The 21783-nt window shown below is 71.0% G+C and carries 20 protein-coding genes; 19 read left to right on the plus strand and 1 reads right to left on the minus strand.

Annotation, left to right across the window (positions count from 1 at the left end):
* Positions 1-6: 6 nt before the first annotated feature.
* The 17 genes from prmC (at position 7) to ABT053_RS30240 (ending at position 16486) form a co-directional block, all read left to right on the plus strand.
* A complete protein-coding gene (gene prmC / locus ABT053_RS30160) occupies positions 7-861 on the plus strand; it encodes a peptide chain release factor N(5)-glutamine methyltransferase (protein WP_350973482.1) in 855 nt (284 codons plus the stop codon).
* Positions 862-871: 10 nt separating this feature from the next.
* Entirely contained in the window at positions 872-1537 is a 666-nt protein-coding gene (locus ABT053_RS30165; RefSeq protein WP_350973484.1) for an L-threonylcarbamoyladenylate synthase, read from the plus strand.
* A gap of 108 nt (positions 1538-1645) precedes the next feature.
* The gene (locus ABT053_RS30170) at positions 1646-4303 is read left to right on the plus strand and encodes a hypothetical protein (protein ID WP_350973486.1); all 2658 of its coding nucleotides are present in this window, start codon (positions 1646-1648) and stop codon (positions 4301-4303) included.
* A 258-nt stretch (positions 4304-4561) separates the two neighbouring features.
* On the plus strand, positions 4562-4942 hold the full coding sequence (locus ABT053_RS30175) for a hypothetical protein (protein WP_344744667.1): 381 nt from the start codon (positions 4562-4564) through the stop codon (positions 4940-4942).
* A 402-nt stretch (positions 4943-5344) separates the two neighbouring features.
* Complete coding sequence (gene glyA, locus ABT053_RS30180; protein WP_350973487.1) at positions 5345-6610, plus strand: serine hydroxymethyltransferase; 1266 nt, start codon at positions 5345-5347, stop codon at positions 6608-6610.
* A gap of 57 nt (positions 6611-6667) precedes the next feature.
* Complete coding sequence (locus ABT053_RS30185; protein WP_350973488.1) at positions 6668-8071, plus strand: glycosyltransferase family 4 protein; 1404 nt, start codon at positions 6668-6670, stop codon at positions 8069-8071.
* A 152-nt stretch (positions 8072-8223) separates the two neighbouring features.
* On the plus strand, positions 8224-8649 hold the full coding sequence (locus tag ABT053_RS30190; protein ID WP_350973490.1) for a Cg1360 family ATP-synthase-associated protein: 426 nt from the start codon (positions 8224-8226) through the stop codon (positions 8647-8649).
* Between the two features lie 78 nt (positions 8650-8727).
* Positions 8728-8943, plus strand: a complete 216-nt coding sequence (locus ABT053_RS30195; protein WP_350973492.1) for an AtpZ/AtpI family protein — start codon at positions 8728-8730, stop codon at positions 8941-8943.
* Positions 8944-9010: 67 nt separating this feature from the next.
* Positions 9011-9802 carry a F0F1 ATP synthase subunit A gene (gene atpB, locus ABT053_RS30200; protein WP_350973494.1) on the plus strand — a complete coding sequence of 264 codons (792 nt, stop codon included), beginning with the start codon at positions 9011-9013 and terminating at the stop codon, positions 9800-9802.
* Between the two features lie 78 nt (positions 9803-9880).
* Complete coding sequence (atpE, locus tag ABT053_RS30205; protein WP_030906562.1) at positions 9881-10108, plus strand: ATP synthase F0 subunit C; 228 nt, start codon at positions 9881-9883, stop codon at positions 10106-10108.
* 34 nt (positions 10109-10142) lie between these two features.
* Complete coding sequence (locus ABT053_RS30210) at positions 10143-10691, plus strand: F0F1 ATP synthase subunit B (protein ID WP_350973495.1); 549 nt, start codon at positions 10143-10145, stop codon at positions 10689-10691.
* Between the two features lie 46 nt (positions 10692-10737).
* Positions 10738-11547 (plus strand): F0F1 ATP synthase subunit delta, encoded by an 810-nt coding sequence (locus ABT053_RS30215; protein WP_350973497.1) that lies wholly within the window; start codon positions 10738-10740, stop codon positions 11545-11547.
* Between the two features lie 23 nt (positions 11548-11570).
* The gene (gene atpA, locus ABT053_RS30220; protein WP_350973499.1) at positions 11571-13220 is read left to right on the plus strand and encodes a F0F1 ATP synthase subunit alpha; all 1650 of its coding nucleotides are present in this window, start codon (positions 11571-11573) and stop codon (positions 13218-13220) included.
* A 3-nt stretch (positions 13221-13223) separates the two neighbouring features.
* Positions 13224-14126, plus strand: a complete 903-nt coding sequence (locus ABT053_RS30225) for a F0F1 ATP synthase subunit gamma (RefSeq protein ID WP_350973500.1) — start codon at positions 13224-13226, stop codon at positions 14124-14126.
* A gap of 1 nt (position 14127) precedes the next feature.
* A complete protein-coding gene (gene atpD, locus ABT053_RS30230; protein WP_350973502.1) occupies positions 14128-15555 on the plus strand; it encodes a F0F1 ATP synthase subunit beta in 1428 nt (475 codons plus the stop codon).
* 68 nt (positions 15556-15623) lie between these two features.
* Complete coding sequence (locus tag ABT053_RS30235) at positions 15624-16031, plus strand: F0F1 ATP synthase subunit epsilon (protein ID WP_350973504.1); 408 nt, start codon at positions 15624-15626, stop codon at positions 16029-16031.
* A 44-nt stretch (positions 16032-16075) separates the two neighbouring features.
* Positions 16076-16486 carry a DUF2550 domain-containing protein gene (locus ABT053_RS30240; protein ID WP_344744681.1) on the plus strand — a complete coding sequence of 137 codons (411 nt, stop codon included), beginning with the start codon at positions 16076-16078 and terminating at the stop codon, positions 16484-16486.
* A gap of 167 nt (positions 16487-16653) precedes the next feature.
* Here the strand turns inward: ABT053_RS30240 and ABT053_RS30245 are convergent, their stop codons facing one another.
* Positions 16654-17244, minus strand: coding sequence for a cob(I)yrinic acid a,c-diamide adenosyltransferase (locus ABT053_RS30245; protein ID WP_350973507.1), 591 nt, complete (start codon positions 17242-17244; stop codon positions 16654-16656).
* A 65-nt stretch (positions 17245-17309) separates the two neighbouring features.
* Here ABT053_RS30245 and ABT053_RS30250 point away from each other — a divergent pair, with 65 nt between their 5' ends.
* Positions 17310-20483 (plus strand): S41 family peptidase, encoded by a 3174-nt coding sequence (locus ABT053_RS30250; protein WP_350973508.1) that lies wholly within the window; start codon positions 17310-17312, stop codon positions 20481-20483.
* Positions 20484-20577: 94 nt separating this feature from the next.
* Positions 20578-21783, plus strand: a complete 1206-nt coding sequence (locus tag ABT053_RS30255; protein WP_350973510.1) for an ABC transporter ATP-binding protein — start codon at positions 20578-20580, stop codon at positions 21781-21783.

Genomic DNA, 21783 nt, shown 5'->3' on the forward strand with positions numbered 1-21783 from the left:
GCGCCCATGACCTTTCTGCTGGACGAGATCGCCCTCGCCACCGCCCGGCTCGCCGAGGCAGGTGTGCCGTCGCCGCGCACCGACGCCGAGGAGATCGCCGCGTGTGTGCACGGCGTGCGCCGCAGCGAGCTGCACACGGTGAAGGACTCCGACTTCGACGCCCTGTTCTGGGAGGGCGTCGCCCGCAGGGAGTCGCGCGAGCCGCTCCAGCACATCACCGGGCGGGCCTACTTCCGCTATCTGTCCCTGGAGGTCGGGCCCGGCGTCTTCGTGCCGCGCCCGGAGACCGAGGTCGTGGCGGGCTGGGCGATCGACCGGCTGCGGGAGATGGACGTCGCCTCGCCGGTGGTCGTCGATCTCGGCACCGGCTCGGCCGCCATCGCGCTCTCGATCGCCCAGGAGGTCGCGCTGGCCACCGTGCACGCGGTCGAGGTCGACCCGGGCGCCTACACGTGGGCCAAGCGCAACATCATCGAGCACGGCCAGGGCCGCGTCCACCTGCACCCGGAGGACCTGGCCGACGCCCTCTCCGAGCTGGACGGCCAGGCCGACCTGGTGATCTCCAACCCGCCCTACATCCCGCCGGGCGCGGTCCCCCGCGACCCCGAGGTCCGCGACTACGACCCGCACCGCGCGCTGTACGGATCGGGCAGCGACGGCCTCGACGAGGTCAGGGCGGTCGAGCGGACCGCCAGGAGGCTGCTGCGCCCCGGCGGGTTCGTCGCCGTGGAACACGCCGACCAGCAGGGCACCCCGGTCTATCTGATCTTCTCCGAGGAGAACGGCTGGCGCGATGTGCGCAGCCGCCAGGACCTGACGCGCAGGGACCGCTTCGTCACCGCTCGATTCGGCCAGGAATAGGATGCACGCCGTGAGCCGACGTTATGACTGTATGGATACCGAGCAGCGAGCCACCGGCCTGATCGAGGCCGCGTCCGCCCTCCAGCGGGGAGAGCTCGTGGTGCTCCCGACCGACACCGTCTACGGTGTCGGCGCCGACGCCTTCACGCCCGCCGCGGTCACCGCCCTGCTGGCGGCCAAGGGGCGCGGCCGCGACATGCCGGTGCCGGTGCTGGTCGGGACCGTACGCGCCGCCAACGCCCTGGTGGAGAACCTCGGCCCGTACGGCCAGGATCTCGTCGACGCCTTCTGGCCGGGCCCGCTCACGCTGATCTGCCGCGTGAACCGGTCGCTGTCGTGGGACCTCGGCGACGCCAAGGGCACCGTCGCGGTCCGGATGCCGCTGCACGCGGTCGCCCTCGACCTGCTCAAGGAGACCGGCCCGCTCGCCGTCTCCAGCGCCAACCGCTCCGGTGCCCCGCCCGCCACCACCGCCGCCGACGCGGAGAAGCAGCTCGGCGACTCGGTGTCGGTCTACCTCGACGCGGGGCCGTGCGAGAGCGACATCCCCTCGACGATCCTCGACCTGACCACCGCGGTGCCCAGGCTGCTGCGGCGCGGGGCGATCAGCGTGGAGAAGCTGCGCGGCGTGATCGGCTACGTCGCGACGGACACGGGCCCGGGGGCCGACAACTGACCGGTGGATCACGGCATATGCCGTGATCCATGCCATCTGATTATCACCGTGACGGCGGGCTGTCTCCCCGGTACCTTGAAGTGGGCCGACACTTCCTGGGAGACGTCCATGGGCAAGTTCGAAGGAATGGACCCCAAGCTGGTCCGCGACCTGTTGTCCGAGGTTCAGCGGGCCGCGGAGCAGATGCGGAGCGTCGAGGGCAAGGTCGCGCAGATGATGAGCGGGGCCGGCCTCTCCGCGCAGTCGACCCACAGACCCGTCCAGATCGCCGACGCGTGCGACGTGATGGTCCGCGACGTCTCCGCCCGCGTGACGCTGCTGGAGAAGAAGGTCAACCAGAACGTCACGGCGCCCCCCGCCGAGCCGAAGGCCGGTGACCCGAAGCCCGAGACGGGCTCCCAGGGCGAGGGGGCGAAGCCCGACTCCCAGAACGGTACGAAGCCGGAGACCGGTTCCCAGAACGGCGCGAAGCCCGAGAGCCCGAAGGCCGAGGACCTCAAGCCGGCCATCGGGTCGGACGACAAACCCCGCGTCGGCGACCAGTCGGCCGAGAACTCGCGGCGCGACGATCCCAAGGACTCCCCGGGTTCCCCGGACTCCTCCAAGCCAGAGACCAAGCCCGACACCAAGCCCGACGCCCCGAAGGCCGAGGAGGGCAAGCCCGAGGCGGGTTCGAAGGGTGACGAGACCTCCCCGCGCGACGATCGTGACGACCGCGACAACCGCGACGATCGTAAGGAGACGCCGAAACCCGAGGCGCCGAAACCCGAGGCGTCCGGAGGCGACGACCGCAAGCCGGAAACGGGGTCGAAGGCCGACGAGACCTCCCCGCGGGAGGGGGAGCGGGAGACGCCCAAGGAGACCGGCAAGCAGACGGACGTCCCCAAGCCCGACCCCAAGCCCGATCCCACGCCGGAGCCTCCGAAGGCCGAGGATCCGCGCCCCGAGCCTCCCAGGCCCGACCCCAAGCCCGACCCGGCGCCGGAGCCGCCGAGGGCGGAGGAGCCGCGTCCGGAGCCTCCCAGGCCCGATCCCACCCCGGAGCCGCCGAGGGCCGAGGAGCCGATCCCCGAGCCTCCCGCCCAGGATCCCGCGCCGGAGGCCCCGAGAGGCGATTTCGAGCCCCCGCCGGAGACCTACACCCCGGATTCCTCGTCCCTGCCGGACGCGCCGAGGGCCGACGACGGCCGGCCCGAGGCGCCCGCGCCCGACCGCGTCCCGGAGGTGCCGAACGCCCAGGGCGCGCCCGTGCCGGGGACGCCGAACGAGGGCGCGCCCGCGCCCGGGACACCTAACGACGGCGCGCAGGTTCCGGAGGCGCCCCGGCAGGACTCCGCGCCCGCGCCGGAAGCCCCGAGGGCCGACGACGCGCGGCCGGAGACGCCGAGGGCCGAGGACCTGAGGCCCGCGGTCCCCGGACCGGGGGAGAACCCGCAGGGGGGCGGGCAGCCGGTCGACACCGCGCCGCGCGAGGTGCCCGACGCCCCGCGTACGCCCGAGGCCACCACCCCGAGCCCCGGGCCCGGGCAGGGAGAGTCCGCGCCCGCGCCGGAGCCGCCCAGGGCCGAGGACATCCGGCCGGAGATCGTCAACGCGGACGACACGACGCCGCGCGGGCAGGATCAGACCGGCAACGTGCCCGTGAACGACTCCGACGCCAAGGGCGACACGGGGTCCAAGGGCGACGACACGACGCCACGCGGTGACTCCACCGGCAACGCGCCCGACACCAAGGGCGACACGGGGTCCAAGGGCGACGAGACGACCCCGCGCGGCGACTCCACCGGCAACGCGCCCGCGAACGATCCCGACGCCAAGGGCGACGCCGGTTCCAAGGGCGACGAGCGCTCGCCGAGGCAGGAGGGTGGCTCCTCCGGCGACGGCACCCTCGACACCCCCAGGAAGGACCACCCCGACGACATCGACCAGACCGGCGACTCCAGGGCGAAGGTCGTGGAGGTCGACGGGGTGAAGGTGCTCCAGATCCCGCTCGACGCGCCCACGGCGGCCGAGGTCGACGAGCTGCTGAAGAACATCGAGGACATCCCGCCCCTGGAGATGCCCACGATCGACGGTGTGTCCGGCCCGGCCGGGCAGCCCGGCTGGGTCGAGCCGCATGAGCCGCTCGACTCCGCCAAGCCCGCGTACCCGCTCCTCGACACCGCGGGCCCGGCCACGGACCAGACCGTCCAGCCGCCGGGCACCGGCGGCGACACCGCCCCCCAGCCCACCGGTACGACCTCCGGCGAGCCCGCGGCTCCCCGGCCAGCCGGAGACTCGCCGTCCACCGGTGACGCCGCGCCCCGGCCCGCCGGGACGGCCTCGGGTGAGCCCGCGATCCAGACGGCGGGCACGACCTCGGGCGAGGCGGCCACCCGGCCCGCCGGGGGGCCGGTGCCGTCCATCGGCGACGCGGTCTCCGGTGAGGCGCCGGGTGCCGGGGGCACGTCCGGGCAGGCGGCGGGGGCGGCGCCCGGCGGGGTGGCCGCGCAGCCGGGCGAGGGTCCGGCCGCCCGGTGGGCGAACGACGGCAGCGACGTCGTCACCGCCGAGGCGAGCCCGCTCGACCTCGACGCCCTCAAGACGCTCGCCGACAACGCCCGCGAGATCGAACCGCTGGAGATGCCGGGCGTGAGCGTGCCCGACGGGGAGACCTGGGGCGAGGGGGCCTGGGCACCCATGGACATCCGGCCCGACGGCCCGGCGGGCGACGTGGACCCGGGAGACCCGCTACGGCCGATCCCGCCCCCGGGCGGTGGCCGGTGATCACCGCGACGAGGACGCGGGGCCGTGGGCGCCGTGAGCACGAAGCGGTGATCACCCGAAACGCGGGCGCGAGGCCGTGAGCGCCTTGAGTGCTTTGAGCGCCATGAGCGTGAAGAGGTGGGTGCCGGGCGGTGAGGTACGAAACGGCGGGCGGACGGGCACGACGCGGCGGGCGGGTGAGCACGAGGCCGTGAGCACCGGCGAGTGGGCAAGTGAGCGGGAGGCAGGGAGCGTGTCAGCGAGGGTGAGGAGCCTGTGATGTTCGTGGATCCACCCGCACCGCAGCCGCTGCAGCCGGGGGAGACCCCGCCGGCCTCGGCCAACAACGGGCTGCCGTCTCCGGACGCCGTCACGTCGTGGGAGTTCAACCCCGACTACCAGCGGCTGGTCATGATGTGGAGGCAGGTGCTCCCCGTGCTCGACACGCTGACCGGCAGCCTCGACAAGGCCTACCAGCTCGCCAGGAGCAGGGACGTCTGGGACGCCCCCGTCTCCGGCCGCTACGTCGAGGACATGACGGAGTGGCGCACCCGGCTGAGCCTCTACCGGCAGGCGATCCTGACGTCGATCAGCGACCAGGCGGCCGACACGCCGAGGTGGGTGCCGGTCAAGGCCGGGGCCCCGCACGCGTTCTCGTGAGGTGACCCCCGGGTGGCGCCGCTCTCTCGGCGCGGACTCTCCGGGGCCGGCTCCCGCGACAGGCTCTCCGGGGTCGACGCCCGTGGCACGCGCTCCGGGGGCGGCCTCCGTGGCGGGCTCTGCGGGGCCCGATCTCCGTGGCACGCGCTCCGGGGGCGGCCCCCGCGACACGTTCCGCGGGGCCGACCTCGGTGACGGGCTCTGCGGGGCCGATCTCCGTGACACGCGCTCCGGGAGTCGCCCTCGCGACACGCGCTCCAGGGCCGGCGGCGTCCGTCCGGGAAGCCGGGACCGGAGGGCGCCCCGCGACACGCGCTCCGGGGCCGGCGCGTCCCTGACGTGGGATAACCGGGGAGAGCGGGCTTACAGTGGGGGTGAGTCGTCGTCTTCGGGGTGTGAGACATGGGCGCAGAACCGTACTACGGGCCGGATTTCGGTCTCCTGCAGCGCGAGGACCCGGAGATCGCGAGCGTGCTGCTCGACGAGCTCGACCGGCTGCGCGGGGGCGTCCAGCTGATCGCGAGCGAGAACTTCACCTCGCCCGCCGTGCTCGCCGCGCTCGGCTCGACGCTCACCAACAAGTACGCCGAGGGCTACCCCGGCAGGCGTTACTACGCCGGGTGCGAGGTCGTCGACCGGGCCGAGCGGCTCGCGATCGACCGGGCCAAGCGGCTGTTCGGCGCCGAGCACGTCAACGTGCAGCCCCACTCCGGCGCCTCGGCGAACCTGGCGGCCTACGCGGCCCTGCTCCAGCCGGGCGACACCATGCTGGCGATGGAGCTGTCGCACGGCGGCCACCTCACCCACGGTTCCAAGGTCAACTTCTCGGGACGCTGGTTCGACGTCGTGGCGTACGGCGTGCGCAGGGACACCGAGCTGATCGACTACGACGAGGTCAGGGAGCTGGCGCTGCGGCACCAGCCCAAGATGATCATCTGTGGCGCCACCGCCTACCCCCGGGAGATCGACTTCGCCGCGTTCCGGGGGATCGCGGACGAGGTGGGGGCCTGGCTGCTCGCCGACGTCGCGCACACCGTCGGCCTGATGGCCGGGCGGGCGCTGCCCTCCGCGGTGCCGTACGCGGACGTGGTGACCTTCACCACGCACAAGGCGCTGCGCGGCCCGAGGGGCGGCGGGATCATGTGCACGAAGGAGCTGGGGCCCAGGATCGACCGCGCGGTCTTCCCGTTCGTGCAGGGCGGCCCGCTCATGCACGCGGTGGCGGCCAAGGCGGTGGCGTTCGGCGAGGCGCTGCGGCCGGAATTCGCGGAGTACGCGCGGCGGGTGGTGGCCAACGCCCGGGTGCTGGCCGACGCGCTCGCCGCGGAGGGCATGCGGCCCGTCTCCGGGGGCACCGACAGCCACCTGGCGCTGATCGACCTGCGCGACGTCGGGATCTCCGGCGCGACGGCCGAGCAGCGGTGCCACGCGGCCGGGATCACGCTGAACCGCAACGCGATCCCGTACGACCCGGAGCCGCCCACGGTGACGTCCGGGATCCGGGCCGGCACCCCCTGTGTCACGACCCAGGGAATGGGGCCCGAGGAGATGAAGGAGGTGGCCTCGATGGTGGCGCAGGCCATCCGCGACCCCGACGCCACGGACGAGATACGGAAGCGCGTCACGGTGCTGACGGGAGCCCACCGGATATATCCCAGCGAACTATGAGCTGTTCTGTGTCGTTTTCCGGTCACAGGTGGCCGGACTATCCGCGAAACTGGTTCCGTGCGCGAATATCTACTGATGGCGCTCGTCGCGGCCGCGGTGACGTATCTGCTGGTGCCGCTGATCCGCGTCTTCGCCGTCCGCATCGGCGCCATGCCCGAGGTCCGCGACCGTGACGTGCACACCACGCCCACACCCAGGCTCGGTGGCCTGGCGATGTACGGCGGTCTCGTCGCCGGCCTGCTGATCGCCGCCGAGCTGCCCTACGCCGGGGGCAAGCTGGCGGCCGAGGGCCAGGGGAAGACCGTGATCGCGCTGATCGCCGCGGGCGGCCTGATCACGCTGACCGGCTTCCTCGACGACTGGCTAGGGATGGACGCCCTCGTCAAGCTCGCCGGGCAGGTCGGCGCCGCGGGCGTGCTCGTCGCCTTCGGGGTGAGCCTGCCGTGGCTCCCGCTGCCGACCGCGCTGGGCGGGCAGACCACCCTCGACTCGACGCTGAGCCCGCTGATCACGATCCTGATCGTGGTCGTCATGATCAACGCGGTCAACTTCGTCGACGGGCTCGACGGGCTGGCCGCGGGGATCGTGGGCATCGCCGCGATGGCCACGTGGACGTACTCGGTGGCCCTGTCGAAGGACTTCGGCAACACCAGCATCAACGCGACGGCGGTCATCGCCTCGGTGCTCATCGGGATCTGCCTGGGCTTCCTGCCGCACAACTTCCACCCGGCGAAGATCTTCATGGGCGACACGGGGGCGATGCTCATCGGCCTGGTCCTCGCCTCCACGATGATCCTGGTCACCCCGCTCGACTCCGGCAGCATCAACGGCTTCCCCGTGATCCTTCCCCTCCTGGTGCCGGTCGCGATCCTGGTGCTCCCGCTGCTGGACCTGATCATGGCGGTGATCCGGCGCACGTCCAACGGCCTGTCGCCGTTCTCGCCCGACCGGGGGCACCTGCACCACCGCCTGCTGGACATCGGCCACTCGCACCGCCGCAGCGTCATGATCATGTACGCGTGGACCTTCCTGTTCGCCTTCGCGGTCGTGGCGCTGTCCATCGAGGGCGTCCCGCTCGTCCTGTTCCCGCTGACCGTGCTGCTCGCCATCGGCGTGCTGGTGATGATGGCGCTGCCCCGCTGGCGCGCCCGCCGCGACCTCGGCGGGAGCGAGGGGCGCGGGCCCGGGGGACGCGGGGAAACCGAGGGGCGCGGGGGGCTCGACCCCGCGGCTCCCATCGCTCCCGCGGGTCCCGCGGGTCCCGCGGAGGGTCCGGGACGGCACGCGCGGCCGGGGGAGCAGCCGCCGGGCCGGGTCAGGCCCCATCCGTACCCCTCGGAGGCGCCCGGTCACCGTCCGATCGCCACCACCGGCGACGACACGGCCGCGCTTCCGGTGCGGCCCGACCTGTCACTCAGCGCTCCCCGGCAGGGTTTCTCAAACCCTGAGACGCCCCTTTGAGGCGCTTTCGCCAGCCCCTTGATCGTTTACTTGAAACGGCAGGTAAAGGCGCTCTTCCTTGAGCTTGTGATAGCTTTCACTAGCAGACGGTGAACCTGCCTAGACCTGCAAGGTAGCAATCGCTCGCTTGATAACAGTCACTTGGAGTGCCGATGCTCGCCAACGACGTGCGCCTTCTGAAGGGGGCTGCGATACCCACGGTGCTGGTGGGGCTGGTCGTGATCCTCGTCGCGGCGTTGCTGGCCGGAGCCAAGGGAGCGTTCGGTGCCGCGATCGGGACCGTGATCGTCACCGCCTTCTTCACCCTCGGCATCGTGGCCGTCTCGTACGCGAGCCGCGTGTCGCCCATGATGATGATGACCGCCGCGGTGCTCAGCTACGCGGTGAAGATTCTCGTGATCATGGCTCTGCTCAAGGCCTTCGAGGACGCCACCGCGTTCGAGCCCAAGGCCTTCGGGTGGGCGGCCATCGCCTGCACGATCGCCTGGACGGTCGGCGAGATGCGCGGCTTCATGAAACTCAAAATGCTCTACGTCGACCCCGATGCCCGGATTCCAGGTCAGGGCGATCCGCGATGAGGCGTATCATCTCGCTGGCGGCCACGACCCTGCCCGATATGACTAGTCCTCACCGCGACTGCTATCGTCATGCCCGCGATGAGCGAAAAGAAAATCCGGCCCGAAGACGACGGCCGCGACTTCGCCAGCGCCGCCTGGTCGATCCCCAGCTATCTCCTCTCCGGGATGATCCTGTACGGCGGTGCGGGCTGGTTGCTGTCCAAGTGGACTGGCGTGGTCGCCTTCACCCCGATCGGATTAATTCTCGGGGTCGCTCTATCCGTCTACCTGGTCTACCGGAAGTACGGTCGCTAGCCTTCGGCGGCGGTCGCTTCGCTGACGAAGCAATTTCGATCAACTACCACGCTGAAGGGAACGCCGCGTGAGCACGCTGACGCTCCTCGCTCCCGGGGACGAGTTCACGCCTCCGGGACTCGAACTCTTCGACGCCGCCCCGATCATCTCGGGCGTCGCCTGGTTCACGAAGCCGGTGCTGCTGGCCCTGCTGAGCACGATCATCGTCATCGGCTTCTGCTGGTCGGCCTTCGGCAGCCCGAAGCTGGTGCCGAGGGGCGTGCAGAACATCGGTGAGATCGGCTACATGTTCGTCCGCGACCAGGTCGCCCGGCCGTTCCTCGGCAAGGACGCCGACCGGTGGATGGGCCTGTTGCTCAGCATGTTCTTCATGGTCTGGGTCTGGAACCTGATGGGCGTCATCCCGGTCGTGCAGTTCCCGGTCGCCTCGCACATCGCCTTCCCGATCGTGCTCGCCCTCAGTGTCTACATCCTGAAGATCTACCTCGGTGTCAAGCACCAGGGCGCGCTCGGCTACTTCAAGAACATGATGTTCCCTCCGGGGTTGCCCAAGCCGATCTACGTGCTGCTGGCCCCGATCGAGTTCCTGTCCAACATGATCATCGCGCCCTTCACGCACGCGGTGCGACTGTTCGCCAACATGTTCGCCGGCCACATCATCCTGGCCTTCTTCAGCCTCGTCGGCTTCTGGTTCCTCTTCGAGAAGCTCACCCCGCTGGGCGCCCCGCTCGGCGTGATCGGCGTGATCATGACGATCGCGATGACGGGCTTCGAGATGTTCATCCAGTTCCTGCAGGCGTTCCTCTTCGCGATGCTCGCCGCGATGTACATCGGCAACTCGCTCCACGCCGACCACTAGACGCACAGACCTCCCTCGAATATCCAGACCGGTGAGCCTTCACCGGCCGACCTGTAAAGGAAACACAACACCATGGCAATGGGAATCCTCGCTGAGGTCACCGGCTCCCTCGGTTCCATCGGCTACGGCCTCGCCGCCATCGGCCCCGGCATCGGCGTCGGCATCATCTTCGGTCAGGGTGTGCAGGCCATCGCCCGCCAGCCCGAGGCCTACGGCCTGATCCGCCAGAACATGCTGCTCGGCTTCGTCCTCACCGAGGCGCTGGCCCTCATCGGTCTTGTCGCGCCGTTCATGTTCGGTCAGTAAGACGCAGGAAAACCTCTGACGGAAGGCTGCACAAATGATTCAGGCAGCTTCGCTCCTGGCGGCGGAGGAGGGGGCTAACCCCCTCATCCCGCACACCTACGAGCTTGTCGTCGGCGGCTTCGCCTTCTTCGTCGTCCTTTTCGTCGTCGGTAAGATCCTCACCCCGCGTATCCAGAAGACCCTGGTCGAGCGGACCGATGCGATCGAAGGCGGCATCAAGCGAGCCGAGGACGCGCAGGCCGAGGCCCAGGCGCTGCTCAAGCAGTACAAGGACCAGCTCTCCGAAGCCCGTCACGAAGCCTCGCGGCTGCGTGAGGAGGCCCGTGAGCAGGGCGCGCAGATCAAGGCCGAGCTCCGCGAGGAGGCTCAGGCCGAGGCCCGCCGCCTGGTCGAGGCCGCGCACCTGCAGATCGAGGCCGACCGCCAGCAGGCGTTCGCCCAGCTCCGCACGGAGCTCGGCCGCCTGTCGATCGAGCTCGCCGGCCGCATCGTCGGCGAGTCCCTGGAGGACGAGGCGCGCCAGCGCCGTACCGTCGACAGGTTCCTCGAGGAGCTCGAGTCGAGCAACGCGGCGGTCCGCTGATGACACGGCGAACCAGGCGTGACGCGCGAGTGTCGGTGAGCGGCTGATGAGGGGCCTGAGCAGGGCCTCGCTGGCCGAGGTCGAAGAGCGCTTCAACGCCGTCGCGGGAAGCGCGGACCTCGGCACGCTGGCCGACGAGCTTTTCTCGGTCGCCGCCCTGTTCGACCACGAACACGGGCTCCGTCGCAACCTCTCCGACCCGGCACGGCCCGCGGCCCAGAAGGCGCAGATCGTCCGGGTGCTGCTGGAGGGCAAGATCAGCGACGCCGCGCTGGAGACGGTCGCCGCGGCCGTGTCAGCGAAGTGGGCGCGGTCGGGCGACCTGGCCGACTCCCTGGAGCGCCTCGGCGTCGTCGCGGCCTCGGCCGAGGCGGAGGCGCAGAGCAGGCTCGACGACGTCGAGGACGAGCTGTTCCGGTTCGGGCGCATCACCGCCTCGAACCTGGAGCTGCACCGGACCCTGACGGCGCCGGCGGCCCCCGAGGCGGCCAAGCGGGAGCTGCTGAGCTCCCTCCTGGCCGAGAAGGTCGCCCCCACCACCCTGCGCCTGATCACCCAGCTCGTGCTGCATCCGAGAGGACGTAGCCTGGACGGTGGGCTCGAGGAGTTCGGCAAGCTGGTCGCCGCCCAGCGGCAGCGCCTCGTCGCGGTGGTGCGCAGCGCCGTCGTGCTTTCAGAGGAGCAGAAGCAGCGTCTCGCCACGTGGCTGCGCACCTCGTACGGCCGCGACGTTCATCTGAACGTCGAGGTGGATCCGCGGGTGCTGGGAGGGTTCTCGGTCCACATCGGGGACGATCTCATCGACACCACCATCGCGGGACGAATCGAAGAAGTCCGCCGCCGGTTGGCCGGCTAGGCGAATAGGGAGACTGAAGAGAGATGGCGGAGCTTACGATCCGGCCGGACGAGATCCGGGACGCACTTGAGCGCTTCGTCCAGGCGTACGAGCCGGAAGGTGCCGCGCGCGAGGAGATCGGGACCGTCGTCGACTGCGGCGACGGTATCGCCCATGTCTCCGGCCTTCCCTCGGCGATGGCGAACGAGCTGCTTGAGTTCGAGGACGGCACGCGTGGCCTGGCACTGAACCTGGACGTCCGGGAGATCGGTGTCGTTGTTCTGGGCGACTTCAGCAAGATCGAGGAGGGCCAGTCGGTCCGCCGGACGGGCGAGGTCCTGTCCGTGCCGGTCGGCGACGGCTTCCTCGGCCGAGTGGTCGACCCGCTGGGCGTCCCCCTGGACGGCAAGGGCGCGATCGAGTCCGAGAGCCTGCGCGCCCTCGAACTCCAGGCCCCCTCGGTGGTCCAGCGCCAGCCGGTGAAGGAGCCGCTGCAGACCGGTCTCAAGGCGGTCGACGCCATGACGCCGATCGGCCGCGGCCAGCGCCAGCTGATCATCGGTGACCGTGGCACGGGCAAGACCGCCGTCGCCGTGGACACCATCCTCAACCAGCGGGAGAACTGGCTCTCCGGCGACCCCGAGAAGCAGGTTCTCTGCGTCTACGTCGCGGTCGGCCAGAAGGGTTCCACGATCGCCCAGGTCAAGGGCCGCCTCGAGGAGGCGGGCGCGATGGAGTACACCACCATCGTCGCCGCTCCGGCGTCCGACCCGGCCGGTTACAAGTACCTCGCGCCCTACACCGGCTCGGCCATCGGCCAGCACTGGATGTACCAGGGCAAGCACGTCCTCATCGTCTTCGACGACCTGACCAAGCAGGCCGACGCCTACCGCGCCGTCTCCCTGCTGCTGCGCCGTCCGCCGGGCCGTGAGGCGTTCCCCGGCGACGTCTTCTACTTGCACTCCCGTCTCCTGGAGCGCTGCGCGAAGCTGTCCAAGGACATGGGTTCCGGCTCGATGACCGGTCTGCCGATCATCGAGACGAAGGGCAACGACGTCTCGGCGTTCATCCCCACCAACGTCATCTCCATCACCGACGGCCAGTGCTTCCTCGAGACCGACCTGTTCAACGCGGGTGTGCGTCCGGCCATCAACGTCGGTGTCTCCGTCTCCCGAGTCGGCGGCTCCGCGCAGATCAAGGCGATGAAGCAGGTCGCCGGCACGCTGCGCCTGTCGCTGTCGCAGTTCCGTGACCTGGAGGCGTTCGCCTCCTTCGCCTCCGACCTGGACGCGGCCTCCCGTGCCCAGCTGGAGCGCGGCCAGCGCCTGGTCGAGCTGCTCAAGCAGGCCCAGTACAGCCCGTTCCCGGTCGAGAAGCAGGTCGTCTCGGTCTGGGCCGGCACGACCGGCGAGCTCGACGACGTCCCGGTCGAGGACATCCGCCGCTTCGAGACGGAGTTCCTCGACTACCTGGGCCGTGAGCACAAGGGCATCTTCGACGGCATCCGCGAGACCCGCCAGCTGCCCGACGACGCGGTGACCGCCCTCAAGGACGCCATCACCGAGTTCAAGAAGAGCTTCGAGACCTCCTCCGGTGAGTACCTGGTCAACGACGAGCCGGTCGCCGCGCTCGGCGAGGGCGAGGTCGGCCAGGAGAAGATCACGAAGCGAGTCCGCACGGCAGAGAAGAAGTAGCCGATGGGTGCCCAGCTAAGACTGCTGCGGCGGCGGATCAAGTCGGTCAAGTCCACGGCGAAGATCACCCGCGCCCAGGAGCTCATCGCCTCGTCCCGCATCGTCAAGGCGCAGCAGCGGATGCAGGCCGCCGTGCCGTACGAGCGCGAGATCACTCGCGCGGTCACGGGCGTGGTCAGCAACACCTCCACCGCCGACCACCCGCTGACGGTGGCCAAGGAGCAGCCCGCCAGGGCCGCCGTCCTGATCGTCACCAGCGACAGCGGTTTCTGCGGCGGCTTCAACGCCAACATCCTGCGTGAGGCGGAGGCGCTCGGCAGCCTGCTCAGGGGCAGGGGCGTCGAGCCCGTGGCCTTCGTGACGGGCCGCAAGGGCGTCGCCTGGCACACCTTCCGCAACCGTGAGATGGGCGGGCAGTGGACGGGGTTCTCCCGTAAGCCCGCCTACTCCGACGCCAAGAAGATCGCCGGCACGCTCATCGAGGCCTTCTCGGCCGAGGACGGGGTGGACGAGATCCACATCGTCTCCACCGAGTTCGTCTCGATGCTGACGCAGGAGGTCGTGGTCAAGCGGATCCTTCCGCTGGAGGTCGAGGAGACCGCCGAGGACCCGTCCGACACGCCGCTGCCGTACTTCGAGTTCGAGCCCACCGCGGGCGAGGTCCTCGACTCGCTGCTGCCGCGTTACGTGGAGTCGCGCATCTTCACCGCGCTGCTCCAGTCGGCGGCCTCCGAGGAAGCCTCGCGCCGCCGGGCCATGAAGTCGGCCACCGACAACGCCAACGAGCTCATCCGCGTGTTCACCCAGCAGATGAACCAGGTCCGCCAGGCCGAGATCACCCAGGAAATCAGCGAGATCGTCGGCGGCGCGAACGCGCTGGCTGACTCCGCAGCGGGGAAAGAGTGAAATGACTGCACAGACTGTTGAGACCGGCGTGGGCCGCGTCGCGCGGGTCACCGGTCCCGTCGTCGACGTGGAGTTCCCCGTCGAGGCGATGCCCGAGATCTACAACGCCCTCAAGGTGGACGTCGAGCTGCAGGGCGAGGCCAAGGTCCTCACCCTGGAGGTCGCCCAGCACCTGGGTGACAACCTCGTCCGCGCGATCTCCATGCAGCCCACCGACGGCCTCACCCGTGGCGCCCCGGTGACCGACACCGGCGCGGCCATCTCGGTCCCCGTCGGCGACGTCGTCAAGGGCCACGTGTGGAGCACCCTCGGCGAGTCGCTGGACGTCGAGACCTCCTCGCTCCAGATCAACGAGCGCTGGGGCATCCACCGCCCGTCGCCCGCCTTCGACACCCTCGAGTCGCGCACCGAGATGCTGACCACCGGCATCAAGGTCATCGACCTGCTCACCCCGTACGTGCAGGGCGGCAAGATCGGCCTGTTCGGCGGCGCGGGCGTGGGCAAGACCGTCCTGATCCAGGAGATGATCCGCCGGGTCGCCCGCAACTTCGGTGGCACCTCGGTGTTCGCCGGCGTCGGCGAGCGCACCCGTGAGGGCAACGACCTCTGGCTGGAGATGGAGGAGGCGAACGTCCTCAAGGACACCGCCCTCGTCTTCGGCCAGATGGACGAGCCCCCGGGCACCCGTCTGCGCGTCGCGCTCTCCGCGCTCACCATGGCGGAGTACTTCCGCGACGTCCAGAAGCAGGACGTGCTGCTGTTCATCGACAACATCTTCCGGTTCACCCAGGCCGGTTCCGAGGTGTCCACCCTGCTCGGCCGTATGCCGTCCGCGGTGGGTTACCAGCCGACCCTGGCCGACGAGATGGGTGTCCTCCAGGAGCGCATCACCTCGACCCGCGGTCACTCGATCACCTCCATGCAGGCGATCTACGTCCCCGCGGACGACATCACCGACCCGGCCCCGCACAACGCGTTCGCGCACCTCGACGCGCAGACCGTTCTGTCGCGGCCGATCTCGGAGAAGGGCATCTACCCCGCGGTGGACCCGCTCGACTCCACCTCGCGGATCCTCGACCCGCTGATCGTCGGCGAGGAGCACTACCGCGTGGCCCAGGAGACCAAGCGGATCCTGCAGAAGTACAAGGAGCTGCAGGACATCATCGCGATCCTCGGTATCGACGAGCTCTCGGAAGAGGACAAGGTCACCGTCAACCGGGCCCGTCGCATCGAGCGCTTCCTGTCGCACCCGATGTACGCCGCCGAGGCCTTCACCGGCCAGCCCGGTGAGAACGTCCCGCTGGACGAGACCATCGCCTCGTTCAAGGGCCTGTGCGCCGGCGACTACGACCACCTGCCCGAGCAGGCGTTCTTCATGGTCGGCGGCATCGACCAGGCCGTGGCCAAGGCCAAGGAACTCGCCCGCTAGTCGCCTTCGGCGCCGGTACGGTCACGCGGCCGTACCGGCGCCTGGTTCGATAAGGAACTGGAGAGAAAGTGGCGAAGCTGCGAGTAGGCGTCGTCTCCCCGGAGCGTGAGATCTGGTCCGGTGAGGCCGACATGGTGATTGCCAAGACCGTCGACGGCGAGATCGGTATCATGCCTAAGCACGCGCCCGTGCTCGGCGTTCTCGTCGAGGGCGGTCTGCTGAAGATCAAGCGAGGCGGCGGTGAGTCCGACCTCGTCGCCGCCGTCCACGGAGGATTCCTCTCGGTGGCCGACGACGAGGTGTCGATCCTCGCCGAGCTGGCCGAGCTGGGCTCCGAGGTCGACGTCGCCCGCGCGAAGAGCGCGCTGGAGCGGGCTCAGGCCTCGGTCGAGTCCGACCAGGAGGACGCGGACGCGGCCGCCGAGGCCAAGCGCGCCAGGGCCCGGTTGCGCGCGGCCGGGGAAGAAGTCGGATAAATTCTGCTTCTTAGGCTGTACGCGCTTTTGGGGGGCGAGCAGACATGGTGGTGGATGTTCTCATCGTGCTGGGGCTGCTCGTCGCCCTCCTGGGACTGCGGGTCCTGATACTGACCCGCTCCCGGGGATCGGTGCTCTGTTGCCTGCGCTCCCTGTCGAAGGAGCGAGGCTGGCGGGTCGGTGTGGCCCGCTACGCCGACGGCCACCTCAACTGGATCCCGCTCATAGGCTTGCTCCCAAGGCCGCGCCACGTCATCGTGAGGCGCGGCCTTGTCGTTTCCGGGCGTCGCCGGGTCGGGTCCGGGGAGTTCTTCGGGTTCATCGAGGGCGTGACGGCGATCGAGTGCCGCAACGGGCAGGACGCCTTCGAGCTCGCCATGGGGTACCGGGCCCTCACCGGGTTCGTCGCCTGGCTGGAGTCGGCCCCGCCCAGCGCCTATCTCGACGTCGCCTGACCTTTCCCCAGCCGGGCTCGGCGCCTGTCTCGGTGCCCGACCGGAGCCGGCCGCGCTCGGCGCCTACTTCGATGATCGTCTGACCGGAGTCGGCCCCGCTCAGCGGCTGTCTCGACGTCGCCTGACTGGCAGTGACCGCGTTCGGCGCCTGGCCTTTCCTTGGTCTCTCAGCGGGTGCCGCCGGGCTTCCAGAGGATCTCGTCGCCGCCCGAGGCCACCCGGCAGAGGATGAACATCAGGTCGCTCAGCCGGTTGAGATACCTCGCGGTGAGCGGGTTGACGTCGTCGTGGGCCTCCAGCGCCGACCAGACGGTCCGCTCGGCCCGCCGGACCACGGTCCTGGCGACGTGGAGCGCGGCCACGGCCGGGGTGCCGCCGGGCAGGATGAAGCTGCGCAGCGGCGCGAGGCGCTCGTTGAACTCGTCGCACCGGGCCTCCAGCCACTCGACGTAGGAGGGCTCGACCCGCAGCGGCGGGAACTCGGGGTTCTCCACGAGCGGGGCGCACAGGTCGGCCCCGACGTCGAACAGCTCGTTCTGGATCCGGCCGAGGACCGCGGTGACGTCCGCCTCCAGGGTCCCCGCGGCGAGGGCCACGCCGATCGCCGCGTTCGCCTCCTCGACGTCCGCGTAGGCGGCCAGGCGCGGATCGGTCTTGCGGGTGCGGCTCATGTCACCGAGCGCGGTCGTGCCGTCGTCCCCGGTGCGCGTGTAGATCTTCGAGAGCACCACCGGCTTGTCTCTGTCAGCTCGCGTCATGTGGCTCAGCGTATCGGCCGAAAAACCCTCCTGTTTAACCCGATAGTGGACAATATGATTTGTCGATGGTTTCTGGTTTCTACCTGCGATTCCCCCACATCTCCCACGAGACGCTGACCTTCGTCGCCGACGACGACGTCTGGGCGGCCCCGGCCGACGGCGGCCGGGCGTGGCGCCTCTCCTCGGACCGGGCCCCCGCGAGCCACCCCCGCCTCTCGCCCGACGGCACCAAGATCGCCTGGACCAGCGCCCGCGACGGCGCCCCCGAGATCCACCTGGCGGATCTCGGCTCCGGTTCTGCGGAGCGGCTGACCTACTGGGGGGACGCGCGGACGCGCACTCGCGGCTGGACACCGGACGGCGAGGTTCTCGCGATCAGCGCGACCGGTCAGCCGTTCATCTCGCAGACGTGGGCCTACGCGGTCGGGGAGGGACGCGTCGAGCGGCTGCCGTACGGCCCGGTCAACGACCTGGCGGTCGCGGGGGACCCGGAAGGCACGGTGGCGCTACTCACCGGGGGGCTGCACCGCGACCCGGCGGTCTGGAAGCGCTACCGGGGCGGCACGGCGGGCCGCCTGTGGGTGCGGCGCGGTGACGACGACTTCACCCGGATCCTGGCGGACCTGAACGGCCACCTCACCGACCCGATGCTCGTCGGGGGGCGGCTCGTCTTCGTCTCCGACCACGAGGGCGTCGGCAACCTCTACTCCTGCGAGCCGGACGGCACCGGCCTGCGCCGCCACACCGACCACGACGTCTTCTACGCCCGGCACGCCACCACCGACGGGACCCGGATCGTCTACCAGAACGCCGGGGACCTCTACCTCCTGGACGGTCTCGACGCCGAGGCCCGCAAACTCGACGTGACCCCGGGCTCCCCGCTGCGCGGGCGGCAGCCGTACCAGGTCCACGCGGGCAGGCGGGTGCACGACCTGGCCGTGGACGCGACCGGGCGGGCCAGCGCGGTGGAGGTCCAGGGGTCGGTGCACTGGGTGACCCACCGGGACGGCCCGGCGCGGCAGCTCAGCGACGGCCTGTCGGCGGGGCGGCCGCGCGTCCTCGGCGACGACCGCGTGGTGTGGGTCTTCGACGACGGCGAGACGCAGGGGCTGGAGATCGTCCCGGTGGGGGGCGGGGAGGGCCGCAGGATCGCCGTGGGCGCGCTGGGCGAGGTCGGGGACCTGGCCGTCGCGCCCGACGCGAACACGATCGCGGTGACCGCCAGGAACGGGCGGCTGTTCCTGGTCGACGTGGCCTCGGGCGAGGCCGTGGAGCTGGCCGGGGCCGAGGGGGAGATCCACGGCCTCACCTGGTCGCCCGACTCGGCCTGGCTGGCCTGGTCGCACCCGGACGGCACCCAGCTGCGCAGGATCAGGCTGGCCAGGGTGGCCGACCGGGTGGTGACCGACGTCACCGACGGCCGGTTCGTGGACATCTCGCCCGCGTTCGCGGGGGACTATCTGGCGTTCCTGTCGCGGCGCGGCTTCGACCCGGTCTACGACGCGCACTCCTTCGACATGTCCTTCCCCTTCGGCTACCGGCCCTACCTGGTGCCGCTGTCGGCGTCCACGCCGTCCCCGTTCGCGCCCAGCTCCGCGGGGCGGGCCGCCGACTCCGGGCCGGGCTCCGGCGACGACGACGGCAAGGAGACGGGCGCGGTCACCGTGGACCTGGAGGGCATCGCCGCCAGGGTCGTGCAGGTGCCGGTGCCCGAGGGGCGCTACTCGGACCTGCGGGCGGTCAAGGGCGGGTTCGTCTGGCTGCGGGAGCCGCTGGCCGGGGAGCTCGGCGAGGACAGGGACGAGGTGGGCGGCGAGGCGCCCCGCCCGGCGCTGGACCGCTACGACCTGGTCAAGCGCAAGTGGGAGGAAGTGGTCGAGAAGCTCGACTGGTACCGGGTGAGCGGTGACGGCACGCAGCTCGTCGTCAGCGACAAGGGCACGCTCACGGTCCGCCCGGCCGGGGGCAAGCCGGGCGGCAAGAACGGCGACGACACGACCGTCGACCTGTCCAGGATCCGGATCACCGCCGACCCCAGGGCGCTGCGGCGGCACGCCTACGCCCAGCTGGGCCGCCGGATGCGCGCCGACTTCTGGGTCGAGGACATGGCCGACGTCGACTGGGAGGCCGTGCTGGAGGAGTACCGGCCCCTGGTGGACCGGGTCGCCACCGCCGACGACTTCGCCGACCTGCTCTGGGAGGTCATGGGGGAGCTGGGCAGCTCGCACGCCTACGTCGACGCCGCTCCCTGGGGCTACCCGGCCTCCGAGCCGATCGGGCTGCTCGGCGCCGACCTCTCCAGGGGCGAGGACGGCCGCTGGCGGGTGGACCGGGTGCTGCCCGCCGAGTCCTCCGACGTGCACGCCCGCTCGCCGCTGGCCGGTCCCGGGGCGGGGGTCCAGCCGGGAGAGGCGCTGCTCGCGGTCGACGGCCGCCCGGTGCCGCCCGAGGGGCCCGCGCGGCTGCTGGTCGGCGCCGCCGACAAGCCGGTGGAGCTGACCCTGGCCGGTGGCCGCCGGGTGGTCGTCACACCGCTCCGCGACGACCGGCGGCTGCGTTACCAGCACTGGGTGGCCGGATGCCGGGCGCGGGTCAGGGAGCTCGGCGGCGGGCGCCTGGGCTACCTGCACATCCCGGACATGGTGGCCGAGGGCTGGGCGCAGTTCCACCGCGACCTGCGCAGGGAGATGACCTTCGAGGGCCTCGTGGTGGACGTACGGGGAAACCGGGGCGGTCACACCTCCGAGCTGGTCATCGAGAAGCTGATCCGCCGGGTCATCGCCTGGGACCTGCCCCGGGGCATGACGCCGATCACCTACCCCGAGGACGCGCCGCGCGGCCCGCTGGTCGCGATCGCCAACCAGAACGCCGGATCCGACGGCGACATCGTCACCGCGGCCTTCAAGATCCACAAGCTCGGGCCCGTGGTGGGCACCCGCACCTGGGGAGGCGTCATCGGCATCGAGGACTCCCACCGCCTGGTCGACGGCTCGCACATCACCGTGCCCAAGTACTCCTTCTGGTTCGAGGAGCTGGGCTGGGGCGTGGAGAACTACGGCGTCGACCCGGACGTCGAGGTCGACATCGCCCCCGACGACTGGGCGCGGGACAGGGACCCGCAGATCGAGGAGGCGGTACGGCTCGTGCTCGCCGCGCTGGACGAGCGCCCGGCGGCGACCCCGCCCGACCCCGCCACCCGGCCGTCCCGCAGGCGTCCCGCGCTGCCGCCCCGCCCGTAGTTGACATTTGTCATCCGGATCACCTCAAAGATCACATTTTTCCGGTGATATCGGCGACTACCTGGCCGAACGCGGGACGACGACGATTGTCCCCATGAGAACACCACAGGTGACGGACCCGCCCGGCGCCACCGCCGGCCTCGACGACGTGATCGAGGTCGGCGGTCTCCGGCAGGCGTACGGGGACTTCGAGGCGGTACGCGGCGTCTCCTTCACCGTGCCGAGGGGCGAGCTGTTCGCCCTGCTCGGCACGAACGGGGCCGGCAAGACCACCACCGTGGAGGTCCTGGAGGGTTTCCGGGCACCCACGGGCGGCAGTGTCCGCGTGCTCGGGCTCGACCCGGTCGGGCAGCGCAGGAAGCTGCGGCCCCGCGTGGGGATCATGCTGCAGGAGGGCGGCTTCCTCGGTGACCTCACGGTCGCCGAGACCGTCGGCCTGTGGGAGGGGCTGAGCCGGGACGCGGGCCGCGCGGAAGCCCCGGCCGGACTCCCGGTCAAGTCCTCGGGAGGCCGGCGCGGGGGTACGGATTCGCGGACCACGGACGCGCTGGAGGCGGCGGGGCTGGGCAGGAAGGCCAGGACCAGGGTGCGGCAGCTCTCCGGGGGCCAGCGGCGCAGGCTCGACCTCGCGCTCGCGGTGATCTCCCGGCCGGAGGTGCTGTTCCTGGACGAGCCGACCACCGGCATGGACCCCGAGGCGCGGCGCGCCACCTGGAAGGTGATCGAGGACCTGCGGGCGGGCGGCACCACGGTGCTGCTCACCACCCACTACCTGGAGGAGGCCGAGCGCCTCGCCAGCAGGCTGGCGATCATGCACGAGGGCCGGATCCACCTCCAGGGCACCGTCGAGGAGGTGGTGGCCGGGTCGGGCGACCGGATCTCCTTCCGCCTCCCCGGCATCTCCTGGGCCTTCGGCGACCTCCCCTCGCTGGACGGCGTGGCCCCCGTGCTGACCTACGGCGGCGACAGCGGTGCCACGGAGGTCGCCTACACCCTCACCGGCTCACAGGCCGGCACCCGCGCGCACGCGGCGGTACGGCAACTCCTGGCCTGGGCCGACGCGCGGGACGAGACCCTGGAACGGCTGGCCGTACGCCGGGGGACCCTGGAGGACGCCTTCATGCGCGTGGCCGGGGAGGCGCTCGGGGACGGGGAGGGGACCGGAGCGGGCGGAGCTGCCGGAGCGGCTGGAGCTGCCGGAGTGGGTGGAGCGGCTGGAGCTGCCGGAGTGGGTAGAGCGGGCGGAGCGGTTCGGGGGGCCGGCGGCGGGCCGGCGGGACCGGCGAGAAGGGGCGAGTGA

The organism is Streptosporangium sp. NPDC002524 (assembly GCF_040295985.1).
Taxonomy (GTDB): Bacteria; Actinomycetota; Actinomycetes; order Streptosporangiales; family Streptosporangiaceae; genus Streptosporangium.